This window comes from Bacillus paranthracis (assembly GCF_024296885.1).
In the GTDB taxonomy this organism is placed as follows: Bacteria; Bacillota; Bacilli; order Bacillales; family Bacillaceae_G; genus Bacillus_A; species Bacillus_A paranthracis.
In genome coordinates this window covers 4,291,588-4,309,374 of the sequence record NZ_CP101135.1, presented here as the reverse complement: position 1 = coordinate 4,309,374, position 17,787 = coordinate 4,291,588, and the positions used below count along the sequence as shown (strand labels likewise).

Annotated in this window: 15 protein-coding genes and 1 other annotated feature; of the genes, 12 read left to right on the top strand and 3 right to left on the bottom strand. The window is 35.4% G+C overall.

Annotation, left to right across the window (positions count from 1 at the left end; genetic code table 11):
- Positions 1-2 precede the first annotated feature (2 nt).
- From NLJ82_RS22270 to srtB, 9 genes are all read left to right on the top strand, one after another.
- Complete coding sequence (locus tag NLJ82_RS22270; protein ID WP_000893744.1) at positions 3-2,363, top strand: endonuclease MutS2; 2,361 nt, start codon at positions 3-5, stop codon at positions 2,361-2,363.
- Positions 2,364-2,558: 195 nt separating this feature from the next.
- A complete protein-coding gene (locus NLJ82_RS22265; protein WP_000700731.1) occupies positions 2,559-3,248 on the top strand; it encodes a 23S rRNA pseudouridine(2604) synthase RluF in 690 nt (229 codons plus the stop codon).
- A gap of 108 nt (positions 3,249-3,356) precedes the next feature.
- Positions 3,357-3,612, top strand: a binding site (T-box leader).
- A 117-nt stretch (positions 3,613-3,729) separates the two neighbouring features.
- Entirely contained in the window at positions 3,730-5,055 is a 1,326-nt protein-coding gene (gene brnQ6 / locus NLJ82_RS22260; RefSeq protein WP_000842666.1) for a branched-chain amino acid transport system II carrier protein BrnQ6, read from the top strand.
- Between the two features lie 499 nt (positions 5,056-5,554).
- Positions 5,555-6,280: a heme uptake protein IsdC gene (gene isdC, locus NLJ82_RS22255; protein ID WP_001226894.1), complete on the top strand. Its 726-nt coding sequence runs from the start codon at positions 5,555-5,557 to the stop codon at positions 6,278-6,280.
- 21 nt (positions 6,281-6,301) lie between these two features.
- Entirely contained in the window at positions 6,302-9,187 is a 2,886-nt protein-coding gene (isdX2, locus tag NLJ82_RS22250; RefSeq protein ID WP_001083142.1) for an NEAT domain-containing hemophore IsdX2, read from the top strand.
- Between the two features lie 69 nt (positions 9,188-9,256).
- Positions 9,257-10,138, top strand: coding sequence for a heme ABC transporter substrate-binding protein IsdE (gene isdE / locus NLJ82_RS22245; RefSeq protein WP_041185190.1), 882 nt, complete (start codon positions 9,257-9,259; stop codon positions 10,136-10,138).
- 27 nt (positions 10,139-10,165) lie between these two features.
- Entirely contained in the window at positions 10,166-11,149 is a 984-nt protein-coding gene (locus tag NLJ82_RS22240) for a FecCD family ABC transporter permease (protein WP_001036818.1), read from the top strand.
- On the top strand, positions 11,139-11,909 hold the full coding sequence (locus NLJ82_RS22235) for an ABC transporter ATP-binding protein (protein ID WP_000403769.1): 771 nt from the start codon (positions 11,139-11,141) through the stop codon (positions 11,907-11,909). The genes NLJ82_RS22240 and NLJ82_RS22235 overlap by 11 nt, the downstream gene beginning before the upstream one ends.
- Before the next feature lie 32 nt (positions 11,910-11,941).
- Positions 11,942-12,706 carry a class B sortase gene (gene srtB, locus NLJ82_RS22230; protein WP_001086115.1) on the top strand — a complete coding sequence of 255 codons (765 nt, stop codon included), beginning with the start codon at positions 11,942-11,944 and terminating at the stop codon, positions 12,704-12,706.
- A 65-nt stretch (positions 12,707-12,771) separates the two neighbouring features.
- Here srtB and isdG read toward each other — a convergent pair whose 3' ends face one another.
- On the bottom strand, positions 12,772-13,095 hold the full coding sequence (gene isdG, locus NLJ82_RS22225) for a heme oxygenase (RefSeq protein ID WP_000587815.1): 324 nt from the start codon (positions 13,093-13,095) through the stop codon (positions 12,772-12,774).
- A gap of 343 nt (positions 13,096-13,438) precedes the next feature.
- Between isdG and NLJ82_RS22220 the strand changes: the two genes are divergently transcribed.
- Positions 13,439-15,229, top strand: a complete 1,791-nt coding sequence (locus NLJ82_RS22220; protein WP_000230342.1) for a cation:proton antiporter — start codon at positions 13,439-13,441, stop codon at positions 15,227-15,229.
- 89 nt (positions 15,230-15,318) lie between these two features.
- Positions 15,319-16,518: a class I SAM-dependent rRNA methyltransferase gene (locus tag NLJ82_RS22215; protein WP_001255958.1), complete on the top strand. Its 1,200-nt coding sequence runs from the start codon at positions 15,319-15,321 to the stop codon at positions 16,516-16,518.
- 39 nt (positions 16,519-16,557) lie between these two features.
- Here the strand turns inward: NLJ82_RS22215 and NLJ82_RS22210 are convergent, their stop codons facing one another.
- Together NLJ82_RS22210 and NLJ82_RS22205 are read right to left on the bottom strand one after the other, a co-directional pair.
- Complete coding sequence (locus NLJ82_RS22210; protein WP_001014310.1) at positions 16,558-16,752, bottom strand: YwbE family protein; 195 nt, start codon at positions 16,750-16,752, stop codon at positions 16,558-16,560.
- Positions 16,753-16,926 carry a hypothetical protein gene (locus NLJ82_RS22205; protein WP_001293578.1) on the bottom strand — a complete coding sequence of 58 codons (174 nt, stop codon included), beginning with the start codon at positions 16,924-16,926 and terminating at the stop codon, positions 16,753-16,755.
- A gap of 168 nt (positions 16,927-17,094) precedes the next feature.
- Here NLJ82_RS22205 and NLJ82_RS22200 point away from each other — a divergent pair, with 168 nt between their 5' ends.
- On the top strand, positions 17,095-17,787 hold the full coding sequence (locus NLJ82_RS22200) for a response regulator transcription factor (RefSeq protein ID WP_000018056.1): 693 nt from the start codon (positions 17,095-17,097) through the stop codon (positions 17,785-17,787).

Sequence of the window (17,787 nt, the reverse complement as noted above, 5' to 3'; positions counted from 1 at the left end):
ACATGTTAGAAAGAACGTTGCGTGTATTAGAATATAATAAAGTAAAAGAACAATTACTTGAACATACAGCATCTTCACTTGGTCGTGACAAAGTGAAGAACTTAGTGCCGAGCACTGATTTTGAAGAAATTGTAGAGATGCAAGATACAACGGATGAAGCAGCGAAAGTCATTCGTTTAAAAGGTAGTGCGCCATTAGGTGGTATTACGGATATTCGCTCCAATGTGAAGCGTGCAAAGATTGGAAGTATGTTAAGTCCAAATGAACTACTTGATATTGCGAATACGATGTATGGTAGTCGCAATATGAAACGTTTCATTGAAGATATGGTTGATAATGGTGTCGAGCTTCCCATTTTAGCAACTCATGTCGCTCAAATTGTATCTTTATATGATTTAGAAAAGAAAATCACAAATTGTATCGGTGATGGTGGTGAAGTAGTCGATAGCGCAAGTGATAAACTACGTGGTATTCGTACTCAAATTCGTACTGCGGAAAGCCGTATTCGTGAAAAGTTAGAAAATATGACGCGTTCTTCAAACGCGCAAAAGATGCTGTCTGACTCAATTGTAACGATTCGTAATGAACGTTACGTAATCCCAGTAAAACAAGAATACCGCGGCGTATATGGCGGTATTGTTCATGATCAATCAGCTTCGGGACAAACGTTATTTATTGAACCGCAAGTCATTGTAGAGTTAAATAACGCGCTCCAAGAAGCACGTGTGAAAGAAAAACAAGAAATCGAACGCATCTTATTAATGTTAACAGAAGAAGTGGCAGTAGAAGCCGATATCGTTTTATCAAACGTAGAAGTAGTTGCAAATCTTGACTTCATTTTTGCGAAAGCTTTCTATGCGAAGCGAATTAAAGCAACGAAACCAATCGTAAATAACGAGCGTTACATGGATTTAAAACAAGCTCGTCATCCGCTAATCGATCCAGAAATTATTGTGCCAAATAACATTATGCTAGGTAAAGATTTCACGACAATTGTTATTACAGGACCGAATACAGGTGGTAAAACAGTTACGCTGAAAACAGTTGGTATTTGTGTATTAATGGCGCAATCTGGCCTTCATATTCCAGTAATGGATGAGTCAGAGATTTGTGTATTCAAAAATATCTTTGCTGATATCGGTGATGAGCAATCGATTGAACAAAGTTTAAGTACGTTCTCCTCACATATGGTGAACATTGTTGATATTTTAGAAAAAGCTGATTTTGAAAGCTTAGTTTTATTTGATGAATTAGGTGCTGGAACAGACCCGCAAGAAGGGGCTGCACTAGCCATTTCAATTTTAGATGAAGTATGTAACCGCGGTGCTCGCGTTGTTGCTACAACGCATTACCCAGAATTAAAAGCATACGGATATAATCGTGAGCAAGTTATTAATGCGAGCGTTGAGTTTGATGTAAATACATTAAGCCCAACGTATAAATTATTAATCGGTGTACCAGGGCGTAGTAATGCCTTTGAAATTTCGAAACGTCTTGGATTATCTGATCGCGTCATTGAGCAAGCACGCAATCACATTAGTACAGATACAAACAAAATTGAAAATATGATTGCGAAGTTAGAAGAAAGTCAAAAGAATGCAGAGCGTGACTGGAACGAAGCAGAAGCACTTCGTAAGCAATCTGAAAAACTGCATCGTGAATTACAACGTCAAATTATTGAATTTAACGAAGAGCGTGATGAACGATTGTTAAAAGCGCAAAAAGAAGGGGAAGAAAAAGTCGAAGCTGCAAAGAAAGAAGCAGAAGGCATTATTCAAGAACTTCGTCAATTGCGTAAAGCCCAACTTGCAAATGTAAAAGATCACGAGCTAATTGAAGCGAAGAGCCGTCTAGAAGGCGCAGCACCAGAGCTTGTGAAAAAACAAAAAGTAAATGTGAAAAACACTGCGCCGAAACAACAGTTACGTGCAGGTGATGAAGTAAAAGTATTAACGTTCGGTCAAAAAGGTCAATTACTCGAAAAAGTAAGCGATACAGAGTGGAGCGTACAAATCGGTATTCTGAAGATGAAAGTAAAAGAATCTAATATGGAATACATTAATACACCGAAACAAACAGAGAAAAAAGCAGTTGCAACAGTAAAGGGTAGAGACTATCATGTTTCGCTAGAACTTGACCTTCGTGGTGAACGATTTGAAAATGCAATGGCGCGCGTCGAGAAATATTTAGACGATGCCCAGCTTGCAAGCTATCCTCGCGTATCAATCATTCACGGTAAAGGAACAGGAGCACTTCGCCAAGGTGTTCAAGATTACTTGAAGAAGCACCGCGGTGTGAAAACATTCCGTTACGGTGACATGGGCGAGGGAGGCCTAGGCGTAACAGTTGTCGAATTAAAATAGAAAACAACGAAACAAAGGGGAAACCATTATATGTTTATGGACAAACTTGCAAAAGTATTGTTAGCTTGTTGCGGAATATTTTTGGTGATTGGGGTTATTTATTTAGTTGTTTTTGCGAAGTAAACGAGCGTCAATCGTGGCATAATGATATTGCCATAGATTGACGCTTTTAATATATGTGAAAAGGAATAAAACATGAAAATCAACCAATACATAAGCGAAGCAAAATCCTGTTCAAGACGGGAAACAGATCGCCTTATTAAAGCTGGACGCGTGGCTATTAACGGCGAAATATGTACGCACGGTGCACTCGTAAGCGATGGTGATAGGGTAACGATTGATGGGCAAGTTATTGTAAAAGAAGAGAAAGAAAAAGTGTATATCGCATTTCATAAACCAGTCGGAATTACTTGTACAGCAGCCGATCATATTGAAGATAATATTATTGATTATATCAATTACCCAGAGCGAATCTTTCCAGTTGGGCGATTAGATAAAGCGTCAGAAGGACTTATCTTATTAACGAATGATGGCGGCATTGCGAATCAAATTTTACATGGTGATCATGAGCACGAGAAGGAGTATGTTGTCACAGTCGATAAACCTTTTACGGACTGGTTTATTGATGAGATGTCCAGCGGTGTAAAGATTAAAGATGGAATGACGAAGCCATGTAAAGTGACGAGAGTGGACCAGTCTACATTTCGCATCGTTTTAACGCAAGGAATGAACAGACAAATTCGTAGAATGAGCCGTGTTTTCGGGTTTACTGTAACAAAGTTAAAGCGAGTACGCATTATGAATATAGAGCTAAATGAGCTTGAAGTTGGAAAGTGGCGGAGCGTTACAGCTGAAGAGTTAGAAATTTTAATAGGGCAGTTATAGGGAGGGGAAATTTTCTCCCTATATTTTTTTGTCAGAAAAAATAAAACTATTGATTTTTTAAAAAATAGCCCATATAATAAAAAACAACAAGTTTCGACAAGATATTTTATAAAAGTAATGATGAGGACATGAGTTGTTTTTTACGATTCTCAGAGAGGGAAGCCTTAGGCTGTGAGCTTCCTAATACGAAAAGACAAGCTTACCACCTCTAAACTTCAAGAGTGAACTGCATACATGATGCATTGTAATTCTTGGCGGATAAAACCGTTATCAATTTACACGAGCTATAAAATGAGCTTATTTCGCTATAAATTCATTTTATTAGAATAAGGGTGGAACCACGATTTCAACACTCGTCCCTTTGTTAGGGACGGGTGTTTTTTGCGTTCTTTTACGGGGAAGTATGCTTGAAAGAGGATATGTGACGGATTTTAATTCAGAATATTTTGTTAATTTATAATTATGTAGGAGGTTAGTAGAAATGAAATCATCTTTAAAGTTTTCTGAGATGTTTGCAATAAGTTTAATGTTATTTGCACTATTTTTCGGTGCGGGTAATATGATTTTTCCACCAGCATTAGGACAAGGCGCTGGAACAGATGTATGGATCGCGCTATTTGGTTTTGTCGTAACAGGCGTTGGATTGCCTTTATTAGGAGTTATCGTTATAGCTTTAAAGGGAGATATTAATGAGCTAGCAGGGCGTGTACACCCTATATTCGCACTAGTTTTTATTACTGCAATTTATTTATGTTTAGGCGTATTCGTAAGTGTGCCGCGTACAGGAACAGTTGCTTATGAAATGAGTGTTGCACCGTTCTTACCAAGTGAGATAGCTGGTCAATCGTATCCACTTGTTATCTTTACATTTATTTTCTTTGCTGTAACTTTTTATTTAGCTTTAAACCCATCAAAATTAGTGGGCCGCATCGGTAAAGTATTAACTCCGATTTTATTAGCTGTTATTGCAATTATTATAGTGAAAGCACTTATTACACCAATGGGTGAATTTGGTGCACCAACAGAAGCATATAGTGCTCCGCTATTTAAAGGTTTTATTGACGGATATTTAACTTTAGATGGACTTGCAGCACTTGTATTCGGAAATGTTGTAATTCATGCGTTAAAAGAAAAAGGTATTACAAATAAAAATAGCATTGCAAAAGTAACAATTTTTGCAGGATTTATTGCAGCACTTGGTTTACTACTCGTTTACTTAGCGCTTGCTTATCTCGGAGCTTCTAGTGTCTCTCTTGGAATGGGAGCAAACGGCGGAATTATTTTAACAAACGTTGTAAATCATTTATTCGGTAGTTACGGAACTTTATTATTAGGAATCGCAATTTCAGCAGCATGTTTAACAACTTCAGTAGGGATTGTCGCAGCTTGCGGAGAATATTTCTCTTCTTTATTACCGAAGCTTTCTTATCAAAAAGTTGTTTTCATTTTCTGTGTATTAGCATTTATGGTAGCGAATCTTGGTTTAACTCAGTTAAATGCATTAGCATTACCAATCTTAATCGCAATTTACCCAATTGGTATCGTGCTAATTATATTATCACTGGTTGAAAACTATATTCGTCTTCCTTTAGTAATGTATGTAGGTGGTATTGTAGGAGCATTCATGATTAGCTTCTTTGATGGATTACACAATGCAAATCTTGAGATTACAGCATTAACACCAATTTTAAATAAAATTCCATTATATAGTGTTGGGATTGGTTGGTTCGTTCCTGCTCTAGTAGGTATTGTAATTGGATATGTCATTTCATTGTTTCAAAAGCAAGAAGTTGCTGTAGAAAAATAGAGAAAAGAGGCTTTCTATGAAAGAAAGCCTCTTTTTTTGTAGAAAAAGCCACATATAAGGAAATTCAGATATTTAAAGTTTTATACGTAATATAGTTGACAAAAAAATTATGAGTAGGCTAAGATTGACTTAGTTGTGGAAATATTGGAAGGAAAGTGAGGAGTGAAAGGTATAAGGTTTTCTATAACAATATTATTTTTGTAGATAGAGGTGATCAAGTAGGAAGATGGATAGTTTTATTTTTTTGAGATTCATTGAGAATGATAATCAATAAAATAAATAGAGACTTATGTTAAAATAAGAATCGCTCTTTATAAAGAATAGAGAGGGATATTATTTTTAACATGAATTGAGAATGATAATCAATAATATCTGTATTACATAAACAAATTACAATTAAATAAGGATAGAAGATTATTATTTTTTTCTAATATAATGAGAATAATTATCATTTTCAAAAAAGTATGGATGAAAGATAAACAAGGAGGAAGTAAGCCAAATGAGAAAGATTTCTGTATTACCCGCTTTTATTATAACGTTCGTATGTATGCTAGCTTTTCTTGTCATGCCATATGGGAAAGTTGCAGCACAACTAGCTGACGGTACGTATGATATTAACTATGTCATTCAAAAAGCGGAAAATGATTCAGCTTCAATGGCAAATGATTATTTTGAAAAACCAGCTAAGCTAATTGTGAAAAATGGTGAGATGAGAGTGCAAATCCCGATGAATCATAGTGCTTGGATTACAGAATTTAAAGCACCTGAAAACGGGAATTTTGTTGATGCAAAAGTAGTTAGCAAGGACGAGGCTGCTGATAAAAGAACGGTTGAATTTAAAATTGATGATTTATCAAAACCATTAGGAGTAAAAATTCATGTTGTCGTACCAAGTGCAAACTATGACCACCACTACACAATTCGTTTTGCTTTTGATGCAAATGTAAAAGCTGTAGGTGGAGATAACGGCGCGGCTGCTACAACAAAAAACAATGATCAAACGAAAACAGGTACACAAGTCAAAGAAGAGAAAACAAAAGTAGAGAATAAAGAAACAACAAAAGAAGCGAACAAAGAAACAAATAAAGATACAAAAAATGAAAATGGTAAAGCTGAAAAAACAGATAATCCTAAAACAGGCGATGAAGCACGTATCGGATTATTTGCGGTGTTAATTCTTATTTCAGGTGTTTTCTTAATTCGTAACGTGAAGTTTAGTAAATAAATAAAAAGGAGCGTTATTTCATTGAACAGGTATCTTAAGATTGTTGTTGCTATGTTTTTAATGATATTTACATTCGTATCAACACTACAACCACTTGCAGTTCAAGCAGCTACTCAATTAGCTGACGGTGAATACTCAATCGGTTTTAAAGTTCTTAAAGACGCATCGGATGAAGTATCCATGATGAATGAATACTCTGTAAGTCCAGGAACTTTAAAAGTGAAGGATGGGAAAAAGAAAGTGTCCTTTACATTAAAAAATAGTTCATGGATTACGAAATTTGAAACAGACAAAGCAGGTCAACTTGTTGAGACAAATGTAATTAGTGAAGATAAAGAAAAAGATACAAGAGTAGTAGAATTCGATGTGGAAGATGTAGAGAAGATATTAAAAGCGAAAGTAAAAGTAGATATTGATTTTCTGAACTATCATCATAAATATGATGTTCGTATTGCATTTGATCAAAATAGCATTACACCAATTCATGTAGAAAAACCAGATGAAAAAGAGGACCCAGCTAATAAGCCAGATCCAAATGAAACTACGGATCCAGGTCAGAAGCCCGACCAAAAGCCTGACCCAGATCAACAACCAAATTCTAACACAATTGAAGATGGTGCGTACAGCATTCCTTTCAAAGTGTTAAAAGATCAAACAGATGAAGAATCTAAAATGAATAGTTACATGGAAAATCCAGGAGTATTGAAAGTAGAAAATAGTAAGAAAAAAGCGGTTGTAACGTTAAAAAGTAGCTCATTAATTAAAAATTTCCAAACGGAAAAAGATGGTGCATTTGTTGATGCAAAAGTAGTGAGTGAAGATAAAGAAAAAGATACAAGAGTAGTAGAGTTTGAAGTAACTGATTTATCGAAAAAACTTAATACAAAAGTATTTATTGAGATGGCATCAAGAAATTATAAACAAACGCATGACGTACAACTTGTATTTGAACAAGACAAATTGGAAGCTATTAAAAGTGAAGACAAACAACCAGACGGAGACAAACAACCAGACGGAGGCAAACAACCAGACGGAGATAAACAACCAGACGGAGACAAACAACCAGACGGAGGTAAACAACCAGACGGAGGTAAACAACCAGACGGAGGTAAACAACCAGACGGAGGTAAACAACCAGACGGAGGCAAACAACCAGACGGAGATAAACAATCAGGCGGAGATACCATTAAAGATGGTGAATACAATATTGGTTTTAAAGTATTGAAAGATAAAACAGAAGAAATTTCAATGATGAATACGTACACGAAGAGTCCAGGTGTATTAAAAGTGAAAGATGGAAAGAAATATGTATCCTTCACATTAACGAATAGCTCGTGGATTACAAAGTTTGAATTTGAAAAGAATAATTCATTTGTTGATGCAAGTGTATTAAGTGAAGATAAGAAAGCTGATACACGTGTAGTAGAAGTGGAAGTAGCTGATTTATCTAAGAAACTAAATGCAAAGGTGAAAGTAGATATTGATTCAATGAATTATCACCATTTCTATGACATTCAATTTGCATTTGATAATGATAGTATTCAACCGTTAGACAACCAAGGCGAAAATGACAACCAAGGTGGAAACAACAACCAAGGTGGAAACAACAACCAAGGTGGAAATGACAACCAAGGTGAAAATGACAACCAAGATGGAAACGACAACCAAGGTGGAAATGACCATCAAGGTGGAAATGACAACCAAGGTGGAAATAACGACCAAGGCGGAAACGACAGCCAAGACGATAACACAGCAATTGATCCAAACGCTCTTAAAGACGGTGAATACAGTATCGGTTTTAAAGTGTTAAAAGATAAAACAGAAGAAATTTCAATGATGAACACATATACGAAGAATCCAGGTGTATTAAAAGTGAAAGATGGAAAGAAATATGTATCCTTCACATTAACAAATAGCTCATGGATTACGAAGTTTGAGTTTGAAAAGAATGGTGCGTTCGTCGATGCGCAAGTATTAGGTACAAATAAAGAGAAAGATACAAGAGTAGTAGAAGTGGAAGTAGATGATTTATCGAAAAAGTTAAATGCAAAAGTGAAGGTAGATATCGATGCAATGAATTATCATCATTTCTATGATATTCAATTTGCATTCGATAAAGGAAGTATTAAAGCTTTAGGTAACCAAGGTGGAGATACTAACCAAGATGGTAATGGTAATCAAGTCGGAAGCGACAACCAAGGCGGAAACGACAACCAAGGTGGAAGTAACAACCAAGATGGAACGAATAATCTAAATGAAAACCCAACAGTTGATCCGAAAAATTTAAAAGATGGTCAGTACGATATTGCCTTTAAAGTGTTAAAAGATAAGACAGAAGAAATTTCAATGATGAATCAATATGTTGTAAGTCCAGCAAGATTAACAGTGAAAGATGGCAAGAAGTATGTTGCAATGACACTGAAAAATAGTGACTGGATTACGAAATTCCAAACAGAAAATAATGGTGGATTTGCAGATGCAAAAGTAGTAAGTGAAGATAAGGCTGCCAATACAAGAGTCGTAGAATTTGAAGCTAATGATTTATTTGCAAAATTAAATGCAAAAGTAAAAGTAGATATCGATTCAATGAATTACCATCATTTCTACGACGTACAAATTCAATTTGATACGACGAAGATTGGCGCTGTAGGAACGGTAAAAGAAGAGCCAAAGAATGAACCGAAAAAACCAGTAACTACACCAAAAGTAGATAATGTAAAAACAGTAGGAACTCCTGATTTTAACCGAAATGCAGATGGTAAAAAGAAAAACGAAGCTACAAATAATGATTCGAAAAAAGAGAAAAACTCAAAAACTGCAGATACAGCACAACTTGGTTTATACATGGTGTTACTGCTAGGTTCACTTGCTTTACTAGTTCGTAAATATAGAGCAGGTAGATTGTAATTTTTGGAGTCTTGATGCATGTTCGCGTGCATCAAGACTTGTTTCATATTGTTTTGAAAGGAGTGGTGATTGAGAGTGAAGAAAATTGCAAGTGTACTAATGGTTATCATTCTGTTAATGAGTATAGCTGGGTGCTCATCACCTAAAAAAGAAACCGCGAAGCAAGTAAAGAGTGAAAGTAAAGAGCGAATTGTTGCAACGACAGTCGCTGTTACTGAAATTATGGATGCGTTAGAAGTAGAACTAGTTGGTGTTCCAACTAGTTCTAAAACCTTACCGAAGCGATATAAAGGTTTACCTGAAGTCGGGAATCCAATGAGTCCAGATATGGAAAAAGTAAAATCATTAAAGCCATCAGAAGTGTTATCTGTGACAACACTTGAATATGAATTAAAGCCGGTTTTTGATGGCGTGGGCATGAAAGCAAACTTTGTAGACTTAACTAGTTTGAAAAATATGCAAAATTCCATTAGTAATTTAGGTAAGCAATATGGGCGTGAGAAACAAGCTGAAGCAGTTGTAACAAAGTTAGATAAAAAGGTTACTAGCATTCAAAAAGAAGTAAAAGGAAAGAAAGAGCCGACAGTTCTTATTTTATTAGGGGTGCCGGGAAGTTATTTAGTAGCTACAGAGCATTCCTATATTGGTGATTTAGTGAAACAACTAGGTGGTAAAAATATTGTACAAGGTGAACAAGTAGAATATTTAGCTTCTAATACAGAGTATTTAAAGAAAGCTGATCCGGATATTATTTTACGAGCAGCTCATGGTATGCCTGATGAAGTTGTAAAAATGTTTGATAAAGAATTTAAAACAAATGATATTTGGAAACACTTCGCTGCAGTTAAAAATAATCGTGTTTACGATTTAGAAGAGCGTTTATTTGGAACGACAGGAAATTTAGCAGCAATCGAAGCTTTAGATGAATTGAAGAAAATGATGTATCCGTGATGCATTTTCATATAAAGGAAGAGTGAAATGAATAAAAAAACTTGGAGTTTCTTCATTGTTACTGTATTGCTTATTGTTATGACGTCATTGTCAGCGATGAAAGGAAGTTTAGAGGTTGGTATCGTTGACCTTTTACAAGGGATATTTACAGGGGCAAATGAAGATGTTGAGGTCATTAAAGATTTACGTTTCCCGCGCATTATTATTGCACTGTTCACTGGGGCAGCTCTTGCTGTTTCTGGTGTGCTTTTTCAAGCTGTAATGAAAAATCCACTCGCTGATGCTGGAGTGATCGGTATATCTTCAGGAGCAAGTTTTATGACACTTGTTATTATTACGTTATTCCCGCAATTCTTTTTCTGGACACCAGTATTCGCCTTTTTAGGTGGTGCGTTTGCGTGTTATCTCGTTTATGCCTTTTCATGGAAGTCAGGGTTAAGTCCACTTCGTATTATTTTAGTTGGTATAGCTATTAATGCGATGTTTACTGGATTAAATGAATCTTTCATTACGATTTGTGGATATTTCATTAAGAGTATTAAGCAAACGACGACTTCTAATATAACGATGAAGACGTGGAGCGATGTAGAAATAATGGTTACGTATGGAACAATTGGTCTTATTCTTGCACTGTTTGTAGGAGCTTGGTGTAATTTATTATCGCTACAAGATAAGACTGCGAAAAACTTAGGTTTGCACGTGACGAGAGTTCGTCTTATTATTTCTGCTATTGCAGTACTCTTAGCTGCAGTATCAACAGCGATTGCAGGTGTTATTGCTTTTGTAGGATTACTTGTTCCGCACATTTCAAGGCAATTAGTCGGTTCAGATCATAAAGTATTAATTCCATTTTCTGCTCTTGCAGGAGCGTTATTAATTTTGACGGCGGATACGATTGGAAGGTTAATTGTACCACCTAACGAAATTCCAGCGGCGACGATTATGGCAGTTATTGGTGGCCCATTCTTAATATTCTTGCTTAGAAAGAGTGATAAAGTTCATGGAAATTAAAAATGTAACCTTTTCATACGATAATGTAACAAATCGTTTAAAGTCTGTTAGTAGTGAAATAGAGATTAGGAAAATTACAACAATCATTGGTCCGAATGGTTGCGGAAAATCAACATTACTTGGTGTTATGTCTAGAAATCATGCTCCTAATAGTGGGGAAGTAATACTTGATGGAAAAACGATTAGTGAGTATAAACCGAAAGAGTTTGCTAGAAAGTTAGCTGTTGTCCATCAACAAAATGAGGCGCCAGCAGATATTACAGTGGAAAAACTAATAAGCTTTGGTCGTATGCCCCATAAAAATATTTTTTCCGCGCAAACCGATGAAGATAGAGAAGCAATCGAAAGGGCTTTAGCATGTACGAATTTGCTAAGCAAACGTGATAAAGAGATTCATGCTTTATCTGGTGGAGAAAGACAACGTGTTTGGATTGCTATGACGTTAGCTCAGAAAACACCAATGCTCTTTTTAGATGAACCGACGACCTATTTAGATATTTATTATCAACTTGAAATATTAGAGCTAGTAAAAGAGTTAAATGAAGTACATGGATTGACGATCGTTATGGTATTACACGATATTAATCAGGCAATTCGCTATAGTGATCATATTATCGTTATGAAAGATGGGGAAATTGTTACGAAAGGTAATCCTAATGAGGTAATAACAGAAGAAATGGTTAAAGCAATATATGGTGTAGATGTCGTTGTAAAACAAGACGAAGATACAGGGTTATACATGGTACCAATGGGAATTTAAAGGCTGGGCATAATCCGTTTTGAGGTGATAATTTGAATAGTAAGAAAGAACGGAAAAAGAATTCTTTTTTTCAACGAATACTTACAATTGTATTTTTAGGAATCTTTTTCTATTCAATGTATGAATTGGGTGGGATTTTCATGGATTATTATGAAAATCGTAAAGTAATGGCTGAAGCGCAACATATTTATAAGAGAAGTCCAATGGAAGAAAAATCAGGAGATGGGGAAGTACGTAAACAGTTTCAAGCTCTCCAAAAAATTAATCCAGAAATAGTGGGATGGATTACGATGGATGATACACAAATCAATTATCCAATCGTTCAAGCGAAGGATAATGATTACTATTTATTTCGTAATTATAAAGGCGAGGATATGAGAGCGGGAAGTATTTTTATGGATTATCGTAATGATGTGAAATCTCAAAACCGAAATACTATTTTATATGGTCATCGTATGAAGGACGGTTCTATGTTTGGAAGTTTAAAAAAGATGTTGGATGAAGATTTCTTCATGTCCCATCGTAAATTGTATTACGATACATTATTTGAAGGATACGACGTTGAAGTTTTTTCAGTATATACGACAACGACGGACTTTTATTACATTGAAACGGATTTTGAAAGCGATGCAGCGTATACAGCGTTCTTAAAGCAAATTCAAGATAAATCCCTTTACAAAACGGATACGAAATTGACGGCTAATGATGAAATTATAACACTTTCTACATGTGACTATGCACTTGATCCAGAAGCAGGAAGATTAGTCGTACATGCGAAACTAGTAAAAAGACAGTAAATAAAAAAGTATAGAATATGAGAAGTGGTAACGCTTCTCATATTCTATACTTTAAAAAACAGTTTTTACTGTGCTGCAGCCATTGGCATACGTACAACTTTTACATCATAGTAAGAGATTTTATTATCAAGAATATAATCTGGCATTCCGCCTTGATGGGAGTGAGCAGCTTTAAATGCTGGGCTCTTTGTCCAACCTTGGAAATCTTCTTTTGCATTCCAGCGCGTGCTAATTGTTACCTCGTCATAATCAACTGTATTTTGCGTTAGAAGAACTTCTAATCCTAAAAATCCTGGCATTGTTTCGACTTGACCTACTTTATTAAAACGATCAATTAATTTATGTCCATTTCCCTTTGTAATTTTAGCTGTATTTGTAACAATAATCATGTTTATTCCTCCTATAAGTTGTAGCCTTTATTTTCGAGAATTCATATACATTAAATGATAATGAAAATCATTATCATTGTCAATGGTAATCTTAAATTATGATAATATTTTTAATCCCGCTATTTGTTGGGCAGTAAGACCCCCACCTCAAAATTTAGCGAAAGCGAAGAAGTTAGGTGGAGGGCGGGCTGATTAAAGTTTCACTTTATGTAGTATAATATCCTCCTGTTGACTATATATTTAACTTAGTTATATATTATGCAAATAGAATCAATCGAAAATATATAGAAGTAAAGTATGGTTTATACTTTGCTGTCGCAATACTATGAACAAGGAGGGCATTATGGTTGAATCACTTTTACTTAGTATCGTTATTATTATTACATTAGGTATTGCTTCACAATGGACTGCATGGCGCTTCCAGCTTCCTGCGATTGTTGTTATGGCAGTTGCTGGATTATTAATTGGTCCGGTTTTCGGTATTATTAATCCAAAAGAGGTGCTTGGGGATGTTTTTAGTCCACTCGTATCACTCTCTGTTGCGATTATATTGTTTGAGGGTAGTTTAAGTTTAGATATACGTGAACTGAGGGGGCTATCAAAACCAGTATTTCGTATCGTTACGTTTGGTGCGTTTATCGCGTGGATTGCTGGCTCGCTTGCAGCTCATTACGTCGCTGGATTAGATTGGGCGGTTGCATTTATTATTGGAGGACTTTTTATTGTGACAGGTCCAACGGTAATTATTCCGTTGTTACGCCAAGCGCGATTAAAACCAAGAACAGCTGCAATTTTAAAATGGGAAGGGATTATCGTTGATCCATTTGGCGCTTTGCTTGCTGTATTCGCCTTTCAAATTGTAAATTTCTTAACGAAAGAAAATGTACAATTACATACGTTGCTGTACTTCTTTGCAGGTTCATTATTTGCAATGGTACTCGGTTATGTATTTAGTATTTTTATGAGCTATATGATTTTAAAGGGAAAAGTACCAGAATATTTAAAAGCCCCAATTTTGCTAGTTACGGTACTGTTATGTTTTGGCATTGCGGATGAAGTGATGCATGAAACAGGTATGCTAGCTGTGACAGTAATGGGGATTACGCTTGCGCGGATGAAAAAATATATTTCTTCTATCGGTGATATTCGTCATTTTAACGAAAATATTTCTGTGCTACTAACGTCGACTGTTTTTATCATATTAACAGCATCCCTTCCAAGAACAACGATTATGGAGATTTTCAGCTGGCCTATTATAAGCTTCGTACTTATGATGCTATTTGTTGTACGCCCTTTATCGATTTGGATATCGACAATCGGCACAGAGTTAACAAAAGCAGAACGGGCGCTAGTTGGCTGGATTGCGCCGCGAGGTATTGTTGCATTAACGGTTTCAAGTTACTTTGCGACGGAGTTATTACAAGAAGGTTATAAAGATGCTTCTATATTAACGGCACTTACATTTGCACTCGTTATTACGACCGTTTGTGCTCATGGATTTTCAATTGGATTTTTAGCGAAAAGATTGGGATTGGCGAATACGGAGCCACCAGGAATTTTAATTTCAGGTGCGAGTACATTCTCATCTGCTTTTGCATTGCACTGTAAAGAGATGGGTATTCCGAGCTTAATTGTAGATGTATCAGAAGAGCATTTGCAATGTGCAAAGGTGAAAGGGCTTAATACATATAATGGCCAAGTACTTTCTGAACAATTACAATTTGAAGTTGATATGAATCAGTACGAATACTTAATTGCAGTTACAGATACGGATTCTTATAATGTATTAGTCGCAAATACATACGTACCGCAGTTTGGACATCATAATACATTTTTACTTCCAATCCATGATGTGGAAAAGATTGAACAAGAACGCATTTCCCTTTCGAAAAAAGCTCATTTACTGTTTGGTCAAAATGAAATTTATGAAGAATTAAATAGAAAAATTGAAGATGGTTATACGTTTAAAACGATACAAGTTGTAGAAGAACAAAAGATTAATAAAGAAGAAATCGATTCAGAGGATTTAATACTATTTATTCGCCATAGAGATGGTAGTCTTACTTTTTCAACATTGTATAAATATATAGCTGTTATGCCAGGGGATGAGCTAGTTGTACTAGCAAAGCAATAATATGGTATAGTGAAACGAGGCTGTTTTTCAGTCTCGTTTTTTAAGTGCTTCCTATAGAGAAAGCATGCAAATGGAAAGGAAGTTTTTATATGCGATCAGAAGTAACTGTAAAAATAAAACCGAAATTTATAAAAGAAATTAAAAGTGGATATCCGCTTATTTTAAAAGATGCGATTCAAAATTTAAATGATGTTCAGGAAGAAGGAACAATCATTAAAGTGGTAGATGAGAAGAACCATTTTGTCGGAAAAGGTTATTATGGAAAACAAAATAAAGGATACGGCTGGATTTTAACGAGAAAAGAGAGTGAACAAATTAATCAATCTTTCTTTGAAAGTAAAATAAAATCTGCCTTACATAAACGAAAGCAATTTTATAAATCAAGTGATACGACAGCATTCCGCGCTCTAAACGGTGAAGGTGATGGGCTTGGAGGCTTAATCATCGATTATTATGATGGCTATTATGTAGTTAGTTGGTATAGCGAAGGGATTTATACTTTCAGAGATGAGATTATAGCAGCTCTTCAAAAAGTAGCAAATTTTAAAGGTATTTATGAGAAGAAGCGCTTTGATACGAAAGGGAAATATATTGAAGGCGATGATTTCGTAGCAGGAGAGCGCGGTGAGTTCCCGCTTATCGTAAAAGAGAATGGTGTGAATTTCGCTGTTTATTTAAATGACGGAGCGATGGTTGGGGTATTTTTAGATCAGCGTAACGTGCGAAAACAAATTCGTGATAAATATGCGAAGGGAAGAACAGTATTAAATATGTTCTCTTATACAGGTGCCTTCTCTGTATTTGCAGCGCTTGGTGGAGCAAGCAAAACGACGAGTGTCGACCTTGCAAATCGTAGTTTAAGTAAAACGATTGAGCAGTTTAGTGTAAATGAAGTTGATTATGAAGCGCAAGATATCATTGTAGAAGATGTATTTCTTTACTTCAAATATGCAGCGAAGAAAAAAATGAAATTTGATATGGTCGTACTTGACCCTCCAAGCTTTGCGCGTTCAAAAAAATATACATTTAGTGCAGCGAAAGATTATAAAAACTTATTAAAAGAAACAATTGCCATTACAGAAAATAACGGTATTATCGTTGCTTCTACAAATTGTAGTGCATTCGATATGAAAAAGTTTAAAGGCTTTATTGATACAGCCTTTAAAGAAATGAATGGTAAATATAAAATATTAGAAGAACACTCTTTACCAGAAGATTTCCGTACAATCGATCAATTTAAAGAAGGAGACTATTTAAAAGTAGTTTTCATCGAGAAAATTAAAGGATAATAAAGAAAAAGGAGCTCGAGTTTACTTGAGCTCCTTTTCTTATTGAACGATATTTTGTACTCTACCGACTTGCCCGTCCTGCAATCGCACTTTAATGCCATGCGGATGAGAAGGGGAGTTCGTTAAAATATCTTTTACAATTCCACGTGTTAATTTGCCAGTTCGTTGATCTTGTTTTAATACAATATCAACTTCAAGGCCGGGTGCGATATTAGAACGTTTTTGTCCGTTCATTTATACACCTGTACGTCTACGTTGGTTGTTTGTCTTTTTCGTTTGTTGGTTTTGTAATTTTTTTGTTTCTTGGCTTTGGTTTTTGGCATTTTGACCATTACCGTTACCTTGCTTTTTCTTTGCAAGTTGTTCGCGCATTAAATCAGCTAAGCTTACTTTTTTGTTTTCTGACATGATAAGTCTCCTTTATATAAAGTTAATTATGAACAATCGTAGTGAATTTCATCATATCATTGTTAAGGAAGGAAGGGAAGTTGGTTTGAAAATTCATATATTTGTTTCAAGTCTGTAGTAGTTACGATACAATTGAATTGTTAACGTTTGTAAAAAGGGGATAGACATATGTCACATCATATATTATTAGTTGAAGATGATCTCTCAATTCAAGAGATGGTGGAAAAGTATTTAATAAAAGAGGGCTTTCAAGTTACAATCGCGTCTGATGGAGAAGAGGGCGTGAACACATATTTAAAAGGTTCATTTGATTTGATTATCCTCGACATTATGATGCCAAAGTTAGATGGCTTAGAGGTTGTACGCATCATTCGAGAAAAAAGTGCCGTTCCGATTTTAATGATGTCGGCAAAAGATACAGATGTTGATAAAGCTGTCGGATTAGGACTTGGAGCAGATGATTACATTTGTAAGCCATTTTCTATGATTGAATTAGCCGCGCGTGTAAAAGCAGGAATTCGGAGATCTACGAAATATTCAGCTACAGAAACAACAGAAAAGATGATTCAAATTGGTGATTTAACGATTGATCCAATTAATTTTACTGTGGAAAAAAACGGGAAGCCTCTCAAACTTACTTTAAAAGAATTTGAGATTTTAAAACTGTTTGTAAAGAATCAAAATCGTGTATTTACGAAAGCACAAATATATACACTAATTTGGAACGAAGAGTATTACGGTGATGATAACGTTATTAATGTTCATATGAGAAGATTGCGTGAGAAAATCGAAAGTGATCCATCTAATCCAGAATATATTAAAACGTTATGGGGTATCGGTTATAAGTTGGAAGTGATGTAA

Bases quoted from the DNA above. Each gene is read 5' to 3' on its own strand.
- NLJ82_RS22270 (WP_000893744.1), top strand. From the start codon at position 3: ATGTTAGAAAGAACGTTGCGTGTATTAGAATATAATAAAGTAAAAGAA.
- NLJ82_RS22265 (WP_000700731.1), top strand. From the start codon at position 2,559: ATGAAAATCAACCAATACATAAGCGAAGCAAAATCCTGTTCAAGACGG.
- brnQ6 (WP_000842666.1), top strand. From the start codon at position 3,730: ATGAAATCATCTTTAAAGTTTTCTGAGATGTTTGCAATAAGTTTAATG.
- isdC (WP_001226894.1), top strand. From the start codon at position 5,555: ATGAGAAAGATTTCTGTATTACCCGCTTTTATTATAACGTTCGTATGT.
- NLJ82_RS22240 (WP_001036818.1), top strand. From the start codon at position 10,166: ATGAATAAAAAAACTTGGAGTTTCTTCATTGTTACTGTATTGCTTATT.
- NLJ82_RS22235 (WP_000403769.1), top strand. From the start codon at position 11,139: ATGGAAATTAAAAATGTAACCTTTTCATACGATAATGTAACAAATCGT.
- isdG (WP_000587815.1), bottom strand. From the start codon at position 13,095: ATGATTATTGTTACAAATACAGCTAAAATTACAAAGGGAAATGGACAT.
- NLJ82_RS22220 (WP_000230342.1), top strand. From the start codon at position 13,439: ATGGTTGAATCACTTTTACTTAGTATCGTTATTATTATTACATTAGGT.
- NLJ82_RS22215 (WP_001255958.1), top strand. From the start codon at position 15,319: ATGCGATCAGAAGTAACTGTAAAAATAAAACCGAAATTTATAAAAGAA.
- NLJ82_RS22210 (WP_001014310.1), bottom strand. From the start codon at position 16,752: ATGAACGGACAAAAACGTTCTAATATCGCACCCGGCCTTGAAGTTGAT.
- NLJ82_RS22205 (WP_001293578.1), bottom strand. From the start codon at position 16,926: ATGTCAGAAAACAAAAAAGTAAGCTTAGCTGATTTAATGCGCGAACAA.
- NLJ82_RS22200 (WP_000018056.1), top strand. From the start codon at position 17,095: ATGTCACATCATATATTATTAGTTGAAGATGATCTCTCAATTCAAGAG.